The 11732-nt window shown below is 65.9% G+C and carries 11 protein-coding genes and 1 pseudogene; 3 read left to right on the forward strand and 9 right to left on the reverse strand.

Translation table 11 applies throughout. From position 1 onward, the window contains the following. The first annotated feature begins 561 nt into the window (after nt 1-561). Nucleotides 562-687, forward strand: coding sequence for a hypothetical protein (locus ACT4OC_RS26990; RefSeq protein ID WP_444842101.1), 126 nt, complete (start codon nt 562-564; stop codon nt 685-687). Nucleotides 688-723: 36 nt separating this feature from the next. Here ACT4OC_RS26990 and ACT4OC_RS26995 read toward each other — a convergent pair whose 3' ends face one another. The 8 genes from ACT4OC_RS26995 to sdhC form a co-directional block, all read right to left on the reverse strand. Next, entirely contained in the window at nt 724-999 is a 276-nt protein-coding gene (locus ACT4OC_RS26995) for a hypothetical protein (RefSeq protein ID WP_444842102.1), read from the reverse strand. An 80-nt stretch (nt 1000-1079) separates the two neighbouring features. Further along, on the reverse strand, nt 1080-1466 hold the full coding sequence (locus tag ACT4OC_RS27000) for a VOC family protein (protein WP_444842103.1): 387 nt from the start codon (nt 1464-1466) through the stop codon (nt 1080-1082). Between the two features lie 59 nt (nt 1467-1525). After that, complete coding sequence (locus ACT4OC_RS27005; protein WP_444842104.1) at nt 1526-2353, reverse strand: FkbM family methyltransferase; 828 nt, start codon at nt 2351-2353, stop codon at nt 1526-1528. Nucleotides 2354-2423: 70 nt separating this feature from the next. Then, on the reverse strand, nt 2424-4406 hold the full coding sequence (locus tag ACT4OC_RS27010) for an ABC transporter ATP-binding protein/permease (protein ID WP_444842105.1): 1983 nt from the start codon (nt 4404-4406) through the stop codon (nt 2424-2426). Between the two features lie 93 nt (nt 4407-4499). Further along, nucleotides 4500-5285, reverse strand: a complete 786-nt coding sequence (locus ACT4OC_RS27015) for a succinate dehydrogenase iron-sulfur subunit (protein ID WP_444842106.1) — start codon at nt 5283-5285, stop codon at nt 4500-4502. Between the two features lie 105 nt (nt 5286-5390). Next, nucleotides 5391-7229: a succinate dehydrogenase flavoprotein subunit gene (gene sdhA / locus ACT4OC_RS27020; RefSeq protein ID WP_444842107.1), complete on the reverse strand. Its 1839-nt coding sequence runs from the start codon at nt 7227-7229 to the stop codon at nt 5391-5393. Between the two features lie 4 nt (nt 7230-7233). Further along, on the reverse strand, nt 7234-7626 hold the full coding sequence (gene sdhD, locus ACT4OC_RS27025; protein ID WP_444842108.1) for a succinate dehydrogenase, hydrophobic membrane anchor protein: 393 nt from the start codon (nt 7624-7626) through the stop codon (nt 7234-7236). Then, nucleotides 7623-8021 carry a succinate dehydrogenase, cytochrome b556 subunit gene (gene sdhC / locus ACT4OC_RS27030; RefSeq protein WP_444842109.1) on the reverse strand — a complete coding sequence of 133 codons (399 nt, stop codon included), beginning with the start codon at nt 8019-8021 and terminating at the stop codon, nt 7623-7625. The genes sdhD and sdhC overlap by 4 nt, the downstream gene beginning before the upstream one ends. A gap of 260 nt (nt 8022-8281) precedes the next feature. On the opposite strand from sdhC, the gene ACT4OC_RS27035 reads away from it, so the two are divergent. Further along, nucleotides 8282-9145: a sulfite exporter TauE/SafE family protein gene (locus ACT4OC_RS27035; RefSeq protein WP_444842110.1), complete on the forward strand. Its 864-nt coding sequence runs from the start codon at nt 8282-8284 to the stop codon at nt 9143-9145. 50 nt (nt 9146-9195) lie between these two features. Here ACT4OC_RS27035 and ACT4OC_RS27040 read toward each other — a convergent pair whose 3' ends face one another. Next, nucleotides 9196-10722 carry a malonate--CoA ligase gene (locus tag ACT4OC_RS27040; RefSeq protein WP_444842111.1) on the reverse strand — a complete coding sequence of 509 codons (1527 nt, stop codon included), beginning with the start codon at nt 10720-10722 and terminating at the stop codon, nt 9196-9198. A gap of 88 nt (nt 10723-10810) precedes the next feature. Between ACT4OC_RS27040 and ACT4OC_RS27045 the strand changes: the two are divergent. After that, nucleotides 10811-11571: pseudogene (locus tag ACT4OC_RS27045) on the forward strand (SDR family oxidoreductase). The last annotated feature ends 161 nt before the right edge of the window (nt 11572-11732 follow it).

Raw genomic sequence — 11732 nt, forward strand, 5'->3', positions numbered from 1 at the left:
GGCGGCGCAGCCTTGGGCGCTGTCGGAGGCGGCGGTGCCTTCGGGGCAGCGGCGGGCGGCGGCGGAGGAGGCGGCGGTGCCTTAGGGGCAGCCGCGGGCGGCGGCGGAGGAGGCGGTGCCTTTGGGGCAGCCGCGGGCGGCGGAGGAGGCGGCGGTGCCTTTGGCGCAGCCGCGGGCGGCGGCGGGGGCGGTGCCTTTGGCGCAGCAGCAGGCGGCGGGGGCGGCGGCGCGTCCCTGCGCATCTGCGGCGGGGGCGGCGGCGGAGCGGAGGGCCGTGGCGGTGCCGCGGCGGGTGGCGGCGGCGGAGGTGCGGCCGGCCGTGGCGGCGCCGCAGCAGGAGGCGGAGGCGGCTTCGGAGCCGCGGCGGGCGGCGGTGCCGCAGGCGCTCCGGGGCGCGCGCCAGGCGGCGGGCCCTTGTCCGGCTGCTTCTTGCCCTTGTCATCCGCCTGTGGCTGCGCCTGTGCGACGGTAATCGGTGCGGACTGCGCCTGTGATGGCGAGCTTGTCAGTTGCATCGCCGTGAGCGTGGTGGTGGCGAGCAGCACGAGGCGGAGGTTTGTCATGATGGTCTCGTTCCCCGGAGGAAGGTTCTATGCGCCGCAAGATACGGCGATGGCGATCAACAGCCAGCCGTTAGGCCGGATTGTGGCGGCAGAAGCTATTTATTTTAACATCCCAACGACTTAACTCACCTGCCGTTCATGGCTCATTCAGGCGGTGCATTCAAAGCGAAAGTTCCATCTTGTCCCCTGCGCAGTGTTGAAGGTGTGTTTTCAGCTGGCGTCGGTAAGCGGAATTGGGCGGCTGCGGCCCGTCGGGACCGCGCCGTGGAACCTCTTCCGGCAACTTGCCCGGCAATTCGTCCGGCTGGGGCGGAGCGCCCGGCTCACGCACCGGCGTTGGAATTTCCGGATTGGGGTTGCCCGGCGGAATTCCCGGCGGCGGCTCGGTGGGCTTGCCTGGCGTTCCCGGTGGAATTTCGGGCGGCTCGATCGGCATGACGGATTCCGGATGAGGTCTCCGCGTCAACGGCTCAGCCCGCCGATGGTTCCTTGGCCGGAACCGGATGATCTGCCCGCTTACGCCGGGGCGTGGCACACCGCCTCGATGTTGTGGCCGTCGGGATCGAGCACGAACGCGCCGTAATAGTTGGGATGGTAATGCGCGCGGATCCCCGGCGCGCCGTTGTCGCGCCCGCCGGCTTCCATCGCGGCCTTGTAGAACGCGTCCACCGCAGCCCGGTCATTGGCCGATATCGCGACGTGCATCGGCTTGTTCAATCCGCCTTCGCTGCCGATCCAGAAATCCGGCTTGCCGTCCTTGCCGAATCCGGCCGCGGCCTCGCCGGCATTCTCCTCCTGCGTGACTTCCATGATGAGGCCATAGCCGAGCGGCGCCAGCGCTTTCAGATAGAACGCCTTGGCGCGCGTATAGTCGGAAACCGGAAAGCCGATGTGGTCGATCATGCAATGCTCCGCTGGGCATGGCCAGATCGATCCAGCATGGCGCGCGACGGTGACATTTTTTAGCTCCGCTCCAGAAGCGTGTTGCTGTGGGTCCTGCCGGCAACCGCGTAGCCGCGCGAGGCCATGTCGGCGATGCAGTCGTCCCGCCATTCGTGCCTCGACAGGTGCTCGATCACGACGGCCTTCGGCCACAGCGCCGGCGGCGCCTGCCTGAAGAAGCCGGTCAGCACGCGGTCCTCGTAGCCCTCGACGTCGATCTTCAGCGCATCGATGCGCGCGGCGCCGGCTTCTTCCAGGATGCGCTGCAGGCGCTGCGACGGCACCCGGATCGCCTTGCCCGAAGCGTTGCCGGCCACGATGCGGCTGGCGGCGAGATTGTCGCCATCGGTTTCGATCAGGAGCTCGCCGTCGCCGTCGCCCGCCGCGGCCCGCACCAGCCTGACCTGCTGCCCGCAGCCCGAGGCCGCCTTGTTGAACGCGAGCCGCGCCTGCGTCACCGGATGCGGCTCGATCGCGATCACCCGGCCGGCGGTCCCGACGTCGCGCGCCAGCGCCAGCGCGTAGGTGCCGACATTGGCGCCGACGTCGACGAACACGCCGCCGTCGCGCAGGTGCGCGCGCAGGAATTTCAGCTCATCGAGGTTGTAGTCGGGGTTGAGCAGCGCGCCGCGCTCGGTGGCGCTGTCCCGATGATGGAAGCGGAACGAAGCGCCCTGATAGCGCATGTCGAGCGGCCCCGGGCGGATGAAATCGAGCAGCCGCGACAGCGTCGGCCGAAACGCGCCGTGCTTCAGTCCCGTATGATGCGCCAGCGCGATGATCGCGGCCTGCGCCGTATTCGGGGCCAGCGCGCCGAACGGCGGCGATGGATCGTTGTCGGGTGTCACGCAAACCTCGGAACCGGGCGCCTGCATAACCGGTTTTGCGCGGCGGGCCAATCGTTCGCCGGGACGACGACTACGCCGCTTGCCTGCGAGGGCGCAGGAACCGTCCGAGCAGCCGGCGCCGGCCCTTGCGCGGAATGAGGTCGACGTCGCTGACGAGCTTGGCGCCACCCTTGCGCCGCTCCAGCACGATCTTGCGGCTGTGGAAGGCCTCGAGCTCGGCGCGGTGCGCGACGCTGACGATGGTGGCCCTCGGCAATTCCTCCGTCACCATTTCCATCATCCTGTCTTGGCTCTTCTCGTCGAGCGCGGAGGTCGCCTCGTCCAGCACCACGATGTCCGGGCTGTGCAGCAGGAGCCGCGCGAAGGCGAGGCGCTGCTTCTCGCCGCCGGACAGCGTCTGATCCCACGGGCCTTCCTCGCCGATTTTTTCCTTGAGATGATCGAGCCCGACCTTGTGCAGGGCTTCGCAAGTCACTTCGTCGCGCCAGTCGTCCTCGGCGCCGGGATAGGCGACGGCGCGGCGCAGCGTGCCCGAGGGCACGTAAGGCCTCTGCGGCAGCATGAACAACCGGCGGTCGGGATGGAAATTGACCGCGCCGCCGCCCCACGGCCAGAGGCCCGCGATGGCGCGCACCAGCGTGCTCTTGCCCGTGCCGGTCTCGCCGGCCACCAGCACCCGCTCGCCCGGCTCGATCGCCACTTCCGTTTCGCCGACCACGGCGGTGCCGTCGTCGAGCGTCACCGAGAGATCCTTCAGCTCAAGCATCGCCTCGCCGGCCGTCTCACCGTGCTTGATGCGGCCAAAACCCTTGCCCAATTCGGCGCGCTCGAGCGCGTCCAGCGACATCATCAGCGAAGCGATGCGGCGGGCGCAGGCGTTCCAGTCGGCGAGCCGTGGGTAATTGTCGACCAGCCAGCCGAACGCGCTTTGCACGATGGTGAAGGCGGAGGCCGCCTGCATCACCTGGCCCAGCGACATGCTGCCGTCGAGGTATTTCGGCGCGCAGAGCAGGATGGGAACGACCGGCGCAATGAGACTCGATCCCTGCGACACCAGCGTGGTGCGCATGTGCTGACCGGCGAGAAGCGCCCATTGCCGCAGCACGTTGCCGACATTGCGGTCGAGGCCGCCGCGCTCCTCCTCCTCGCCGCCGAGCAGCGCGATGCTCTCGCCGTTCTCGCGCACGCGCGTCAGCGCATAGCGCAGCTCGGCCTCGGCCTGGTTCTTGTCCTCGGATATCTGCACGAAGCGGCGTCCGATCACGGTGATTGCGCCGGACGCGATGGCCGCATAGAGCACGGCGGCCACGACCAGGAAGCCGGGAATGGTGATCGCCGTTCCCGCCGGCGTCACAGTCAGTGCGCCGCCGATGGTCCAGAGCACGACGATGAAGGTGGCGGCGGAAAGAAACGCGCTGGTTACGCCCGCGACGAAGTCCACCGGCGCATCCGTGGCGATGCGCAGGTCCTCGGCGATGCGATATTCCGGATTCTTGTGGTCGCCGCCGACGAGGTTGAGCTGGTAGTAACGGCCATTGGCGAGCCAGCGCGTCAGCACCGCATTGGTCAGCCACGCCCGCCAGCGGCGCTGGGTGCCCATGCGCGCGTAGACCTGCGCCACGTGCACCAGCACGCTGGCGATTGCCAGCGGAAAGAACACGGCCGTGAGGAAATAGACGGTCGGCGCATCGCGCTGCTCGATACCGTCGAAGATTGCCCGGTTCCAGACATTGATGCCGTATTGCAGGCCGACATTGCCGAGGATCAGGATCAGGAGCCCGATTGTGAGCAGCCAGGCGAGCCGGTCGCCGTTGCGACCCCAGAAGCCGCGCGCGCTGATCCAGAACCGCCTCAGCAAGTAGCTCTTGCGCGCCGCTTCCGCCTCTTCGGGCGTCAGCTCCGGATCGGGTTCGACGGCTTCGGGCGGCGGCGGCTCGACGACGTGGTCGCTCCCGTTGTCGCTTTCGACGATGTCAGGCTGCTTGGCGGACTTCTGCGCAGCCGATGCAGGCGGCTTCGCACGCGACGCGGACTTTGCAGCGGACTTGGCCATGGCGCCATAACGCCAGCCAAATCAGAAGGTTCCCTGCGGAACCGTGCAGGATTTGCAGCCGCCGGCAAGGCGGGCCGCGCGAAAGCCGAAAAATCAGATCTGCCGCTCGACCATCTTCAGCTTGAGCTCGGCGATCGCCTCGGAGGGATTGAGCCCCTTCGGGCAGGCCTTCGCGCAATTCATGATGGTGTGGCAGCGGTAGAGGCGGAACGGATCCTCGAGATTGTCGAGCCGCTCGCCGGTGGCCTCGTCGCGGCTATCGGTGACCCAGCGGTTGGCCTGCAGCAGCGCGGCGGGGCCGAGGAACCGGTCGCTGTTCCACCAATAGCTCGGGCAGGAGGTCGAGCAGCAGGCGCACAGGATGCATTCGTAGAGGCCGTCGAGCTTCTCGCGGTCCTGGTGGCTCTGCCGCCATTCCTTCTGCGGCGTCGGGGTGGTGGTCTTCAGCCACGGCTCGATCGAGGCGTACTGCGCGTAGAAATTGGTGAGGTCCGGCACCAGGTCCTTGACGACGGGCTGGTGCGGCAGCGGGTTGACCTTCACCGCGCCGCCGGCGCCGACGTCGTGCATCGACTTGGTGCAGGCCAGCGTGTTCTGGCCGTCGATGTTCATCGCGCAGGAGCCGCACACGCCCTCGCGGCAGGAGCGGCGGAACGTCAGCGTCGGGTCGATGTGGTTCTTGATCCAGATCAGCCCGTCCAGCACCATCGGGCCGCAATCGTTGACGTCGACGTGGTAGGTGTCGACGCTCGGATTCTTGCCGTCGTCCGGATTCCAGCGATAGACCCGGAATTCGCGCGTCTCGGTGGCCCCGGCCGGCTTCGGCCAGGTCTTGCCGCCGGTGATCTTCGAGTTCCTGGGAAGCGCGAATTCAACCATCTCTCTACCTTTCGTCATTCCGGGGCGATGCGAAGCATCGAACCCGGAATCTCGAGATTCCGGGTCTGGTCCTTCGGACCATCCCGGAATGACGGGCTACATTGTTCAATACACCCGCGCCTTCGGCGGGATGTACTGCACGTCGTTGGTCATGGTGTAGCTGTGCACCGGGCGGTAATCGATCGTGGTGTTGCCGCGCCCGTCGATCCAGGCCAGCGTGTGCTTCATCCAGTTCTTGTCGTCGCGGTCGGGATGATCCTCGCGCGCATGTGCGCCGCGGCTTTCGGTGCGGTTGGCGGCGGAATCCATCGTCACCACCGCCTGCACAATCAGATTGTCGAACTCCAACGTCTCGATCAGGTCGGTGTTCCACACCAGCGAGCGGTCGGTCACGGCGACGTCGCCGATGCCGGAATGCACCTTGTGAATGAGGTTGTGGCCTTCGTTCAGCACCTCGCCGGTACGGAACACGGCGCAATTGTTCTGCATGACGTGCTGCATGCTGTCGCGCAACTTGGCCGTCGGCGTTCCGCCGGAGGCGTGGCGGTAGTGATCGAGCCGGCCGAGCGCCTTGTCGGCGGAATCCCGCGGCAGCTCCGGCTGCTTGCCGTCCGAGCCCAGCTTCTCCGCGCAGCGCAGCGCGGCGGCCTTGCCGAACACCACGAGGTCGATCAGCGAGTTGGAACCGAGACGGTTGGCGCCGTGCACGGAAACGCAGGCGGCTTCTCCGATCGCCATCAGGCCGGGCACCACCGCGTTTTCATCGCCGTTCTTCTTGGTCAGCACTTCGCCATGGTAGTTGGTGGGGATGCCGCCCATGTTGTAGTGCGCGGTCGGAACGATCGGGATCGGCTCGCGCGTCACGTCGACATTGGCGAAGATCCGCGACGACTCCGAAATGCCCGGCAGGCGCTCCTGCAGCACCTTCGGATCGAGATGATCGAGGTGCAGGTAGATGTGATCGCGCTTCTTGCCGACGCCGCGGCCTTCGCGGATCTCCATCGTCATCGCGCGCGAGACGACGTCGCGCGAGGCGAGGTCCTTGGCGGAAGGCGCATAGCGCTCCATGAAGCGCTCTCCTTCCGAATTGACGAGATAGCCGCCTTCGCCGCGTGCGCCCTCGGTGACCAGGCAGCCGGCGCCGTAGATGCCGGTCGGATGGAACTGGACGAACTCCATGTCCTGCAGCGGCAGGCCGGCGCGCAACGCCATAGCGCTGCCGTCGCCGGTCTGGGTGTGGGCACCGGTGCAGGAATAGTAGATGCGGCCATAGCCGCCGGTGGCCAGGATCGTGGTCTGGGCGCGGAAACGGTGGATGGTGCCGTCGTCGAGATTGAGCGCGATCACGCCGCGGCACGCGCCCTGGTCGTCCATGATCAGGTCGATGGCGAAAAACTCGATGTAGAACTCGGCCGAATGGCGCAGCGCCTGGCCGTACATCGTGTGCAGCATGGCGTGGCCGGTCCGGTCGGCGGCAGCGCAGGTCCGTTGCGCCTGGCCCTTGCCGTAGTCGATCGTCATGCCGCCGAACGGCCGCTGATAGATCTTTCCATCCTCGGTGCGCGAGAACGGCACGCCCCAGTGCTCGAGCTCGTAGACCGCTTCCGGCGCGTTGCGCACCATGTATTCGATGGCGTCCTGGTCGCCCAGCCAGTCCGATCCCTTGACGGTGTCGTACATGTGCCAGCGCCAGTCGTCGGCATGCATGTTGCCGAGCGAAGCCGAGATGCCGCCTTGCGCAGCGACCGTGTGCGAGCGGGTCGGAAAAACCTTGGTGATGCAGGCGGTGCGCAGGCCCGCTTCGCTGCAGCCGACCACCGCTCGCAGGCCGGCGCCGCCGGCGCCGACCACCACCACGTCATAGGTGTGGTCCTCGATCGGATAGGCCTTGCCGTTCGTGGCCGGCCCGCTGCCAATTGCGGCCTTGCCGTTGCCGTTGGCCATGGGGCTAAACTCCGGAAGAAAGTTTCAGGATGGCGTAGATCGAAGCCAGCGCCACCGCGATGCAGAAGAAATTGTTGGCCATCACCAGGACGAGCTTGGTCTTCTCGCCGTGAACATAGTCCTCGATCACGATCTGCATGCCGATCTTCATGTGCCAGGTGCTGGCGATGATGAAGAGCAGCAGGATGATCGCGATCGGCAATTGCCCGAGGATCTGCGCCGCGCCGGCCTGGTTCCAGCCGCGCAGCATCAGCACGATGACGACGACCGGCACGATCAGCAGCGTCATCGCGACCGCCGTCAGGCGCTGCCACCAGAAGTCCCTGGTGCCGGAATGCGAGGAGCCGAGCGAGCGGACGCGGGCAAGCGGGGTGCGCAGCGAGGACGGTCCGCTCATCGGCCGGCTCCGATCGCGTAGGCGATGATCCACACCAGCACGGTCAGCGAAATGCCCGCGATCAGCGCGCCCCAGGTCAGCGCTTCCCGCTCATTGGCCTTGAAGCCGTAGCCGAGGTCCCAGAAGAAATAGCGGATGCCGCTGACCAGATGATGCAGCAGCGCCCATGTGTAGCCGAACAGGATCAGCTTGCCGATCAGGCTGGAGGTGAAGGCCTGCACGTTGGCATAGGCCCCGGGGCCGGAGGCGGCGGCGATCAGCCACCAGGCGAGCAGGAGCGTGCCGAAATACAGCGCGATGCCGGTAGCGCGATGGATGATGGAAAGCGCCATCGTCAGCGTCATGCGGTAGGTCTGCAAATGCGGCGAGAGCGGTCGTTCGATCCTGGCGGTCATGGCGGCTTTTGAAAGTTGGCGGGGCCGTCTGGCGGCCCGACGCGAGCGCGTAGAGAAATTCTATTTACGGAGTCGATCAAGACAGCGCAATCAAGAAAACCACCAAATGCGAACAACGGTTCATACCTACGTATGAGCCTTGTATGAGCCTTGCATTTGCGGCCGTTGACATCGATCAAGCAACGCTCGATGGCTGGTATACCTGAAGCACGATTCATGAACGTTTGCGATGGCAGCGTTCGCCGTAAGGGATGCCGGTGATGGCGATTGCGAGCCTTGGTGTTGCCGAGCTTGTCGAGCTGGCCCTGCTGCTGGTGTTCGTCGGCGCGGTCTCCGGCTTCCTGGCCGGAATTTTCGGCATCGGCGGCGGTGCCGTGCTGGTGCCGGTGTTCTACGAATGCTTTCGCCTGGCCGGCGTGCCGCTCGAGGTCCGCATGCCGCTCTGCATCGGCACCTCGCTCGCCATCATCATCCCGACATCGATCGCTTCCTTTCGTGCCCATTACCGGCGCGGCGCGGTGGACATGGCGATCCTGAAGCTGTGGTGGCTGCCGGTGGTGATCGGCGTCGTCGCCGGTTCCGTCACCGCGCGTGTTGCGCCGGAACGGCTGTTCAAGATCGTGTTCGTCTGCGTTGCCTGGTCGGCTGCCATGCGGCTGCTGCTGGCCCGCGAGGGCTGGAAGCTCGGCGACGTGGTGCCGACCGGGCCCTTGATGCGCCTCTACGGCTTCTTCATCGGCCTGCTCTCGACCCTGATGGGCGTCGGCGGCGGCCTGTTCGCCAATCTCATGATGACCTTCTACGGCCGGCCGATCCACCAGGCGGTCGCCACGTCATCGGCGCTGGCGGTGCTGATCTCGATCCCCGGCGCGATAGGCTATGTCTATGCGGGCTGGCCCGTTGCGGCGCGTTTTCCCGACGTCGCCGCGCTGCAGGCCCCGTTCTCGCTGGGCTACGTCTCGCTGATCGGCGCGCTGGTGGTGATGCCGACCACGCTGCTGACAGCCCCGCTCGGGGTGAGCGCCGCGCACGCGCTGTCGAAGCGCAAGCTGGAGATCGCGTTCGGCTGCTATCTCTTCATCGTCGGCGGAAGGTTCGTGGTCAGCCTGGTGAGCGGGCAGTGACGCCAAATTGGCCGGAGCTACTTTGCATGGGGTTGTTTTCGCGATTTTGTTCACTTCGCGTAGATCTTCGCGTACTGATCCCGCAAGATGTTCTTCTGCACCTTGCCCATGGCATTGCGCGGCAATTCGTTCACCACGAACACCCGCTTGGGCATCTTGAATTTTGCAAGCCGTCCATCGAGTCCGCTGAGCACCGACGCCTCCGTGACCGGCGCGCCCTTGCTGCAGACCACGACCGCGGTGACGCCCTCGCCGAAATCGGCGTGCGGCACGCCGATCACGGCGGACTCGATCACGCCCGGCATGGCGTCGATCTCGCTCTCTATTTCCTTTGGGTAGACGTTGAAGCCGCCGGAGATCACCAGATCCTTGCCGCGGCCGACGATGTGGACATAGCCCTTGTCGTCGATCTTGCCGAGGTCGCCGGTGATGAAGAAGCCGTCGTCGCGGAACTCGGCCCTGGTCTTGTCAGGCATGCGCCAGTAGCCGTTGAAGACGTTCGGTCCCTTCACCTCGATCATGCCGATCTCGTCCCGCGCCAGCTCCTTGCCGCTCTCGGGATCGGTGACGCGCAACGAAACGCCGGGCAGCGGGAAGCCGACCGCGCCGGGCACGCGATCGCCGTCGTAGGGATTGGACGTGTTCATGTTGGTCTCGGTCATGCCGTAGCGCTCGAGCACGGCGTGTCCCGTGCGCGCCGACCATTCGCGATGGGTGTCGGCAAGCAGCGGGGCGGAGCCGGAGACGAACAGGCGCATGTGCTTCGTCGTCTCCTTCGAAAGCGTCGGATTCTGCAAGAGGCGCGTGTAGAAGGTCGGCACGCCCATCATCACGGTGGCGCGCGCCATCAGCTTCAGGATCAGCTCGGGATCGAATTTCGGCAGGAAGATCATCGAGGCCCGCGCGAACAGCGTGACGTTGCTCGCCACGAACAGGCCGTGGGTATGATAGATCGGCAGCGCGTGGATCAGGACGTCATCCTCGGTGAAGCGCCAGTAGCCGACGAGCGAGAGCGAGTTCGATGCGAGATTGTCGTGGGAGAGCATCGCGCCCTTGGAGCGGCCGGTGGTGCCGGACGTGTAGAGAATGGCGGCGAGATCGTCATTGCCGCGCGGCACGGTGGTGAAGTCGGAGCTGGCCTTGCCGGCGGCGTCCGTCAGCGAGCCCTTGCCGTCGGCGCCGAGCGTCTCGACTCTTGCGCCGACCTTGGCGGCGATCCTGCCGATGCCTTCCGCCTTCGCCGGATCGCACACCACCAGCGACGGCTCGGCGTCGCCGATGAAATATTCGAGCTCGTTGAGCGTATAGGCCGTGTTGAGCGGCAGGTACACCGCACCGGCGCGCACGGTCGCAAGATACAGCACCAGAGCCGGCACGGATTTTTCGGTCTGCGCCGCGACGCGGTCGCCTACCTTGACGCCGCGGGACACCAGCACGTTCGCCATCTGCCCGGCGCGGGCGATCAGGTCGGCGTAGGTGATGCGCGTGCCGTCGAGCTCCTCGATCGCAAGCCGGGCGGGATCGTCGAGCTTGTCGAACAGGCGGGAAAACAGGTTGGCGTTGGCGGTCGTGTTCATGCAACATTCCCTAAGGGCGCTGGCCGGACAAATTTCCGCCGAGTGGATTAGCAAAAACGCCCTTCAAAAAGCAACGGAGACAGTTTGCATGACAAATAACGGGAAACGCGTGGCTGGGTGACCGGCGGCGGCAGCGGCATCGGCGAATCCGGAGCGGAGTGCCTCGCCGCCGACGGCTGGACGGTGGTGGTCTCGGGCCGCCGCCAGCAGGAACTGGATCGCGTGGTGTCGAAGATCGCGGCCAAGGGCGGCAAGGCCGAGGCAGTCGCGCTCGACGTTTCCAACAGGGACGAGGTCGACAACGCGGCCGAGGCGATCGTCGCCAAGCACGGCCGCATCGATCTTCTGGTCAACAGCGCCGGCGTCAACGTGCCGAAGCGGAGCTGGGAGGAGTTCGACCTCGACGGCTGGAACAGGGTCGTCGATATCAATCTCAACGGCGTGCTCTATTGCATGCGCGCGGTGCTCCCTGCGATGCGCAGGCAGAAGGACGGCTGCATCATCAATGTCGCCTCCTGGGCCGGCCGCCACGTCTCGAAGATGACGGGCCCGGCCTACACCACCACCAAGCACGCGGTGCTGGCGCTGACCCACTCCTTCAACATGGACGAATGCGTCAACGGCTTGCGCGCCTGCTGCCTGTCGCCGGGAGAGGTGGCAACCCCGATCCTGAAATCGCGCCCGGTGCCGCCGAGCGAGGCCGAGCAGGCGAAAATGCTGCAGCCGGAAGATTGCGGCCGCACCATCGCCTTCGTCGCCAACATGCCGCCGCGCGTCTGCATCAACGAGATCCTGATCAGCCCGACCCACAACCGCGGCTTCATCGCGACGCCGAAGAGCAATGATTGATGGCGGCGGAAAAAATGTAGGGTGGGCAAAGCGTAGAGGCTGGGCAAGTATTCGGAAGGCCTGTCAACTCGTAGAAAGTTCATTCTCTGCACTGCTTGCGCAATGACGGCAACAGAATATTTTCGGCGCTATGGCGTCGGACTGCGAATGGATTTCTACTG

The sequence above is a fragment of the Bradyrhizobium sp. genome (genome assembly GCF_052389815.1).
GTDB lineage: Bacteria > Pseudomonadota > Alphaproteobacteria > Rhizobiales > Xanthobacteraceae > Bradyrhizobium.

Coding starts and splice junctions, on each gene's coding strand:
- ACT4OC_RS26990 (WP_444842101.1), top strand. CDS start 562: ATGATGGTCTCGTTCCCCGGAGGAAGGTTCTATGCGCCGCAAGATACG.
- ACT4OC_RS26995 (WP_444842102.1), bottom strand. CDS start 999: ATGCCGATCGAGCCGCCCGAAATTCCACCGGGAACGCCAGGCAAGCCC.
- ACT4OC_RS27000 (WP_444842103.1), bottom strand. CDS start 1,466: ATGATCGACCACATCGGCTTTCCGGTTTCCGACTATACGCGCGCCAAG.
- ACT4OC_RS27010 (WP_444842105.1), bottom strand. CDS start 4,406: ATGGCCAAGTCCGCTGCAAAGTCCGCGTCGCGTGCGAAGCCGCCTGCA.
- ACT4OC_RS27015 (WP_444842106.1), bottom strand. CDS start 5,285: ATGGTTGAATTCGCGCTTCCCAGGAACTCGAAGATCACCGGCGGCAAG.
- sdhA (WP_444842107.1), bottom strand. CDS start 7,229: ATGGCCAACGGCAACGGCAAGGCCGCAATTGGCAGCGGGCCGGCCACG.
- sdhD (WP_444842108.1), bottom strand. CDS start 7,626: ATGAGCGGACCGTCCTCGCTGCGCACCCCGCTTGCCCGCGTCCGCTCG.
- sdhC (WP_444842109.1), bottom strand. CDS start 8,021: ATGACCGCCAGGATCGAACGACCGCTCTCGCCGCATTTGCAGACCTAC.
- ACT4OC_RS27035 (WP_444842110.1), top strand. CDS start 8,282: ATGGCGATTGCGAGCCTTGGTGTTGCCGAGCTTGTCGAGCTGGCCCTG.
- ACT4OC_RS27040 (WP_444842111.1), bottom strand. CDS start 10,722: ATGAACACGACCGCCAACGCCAACCTGTTTTCCCGCCTGTTCGACAAG.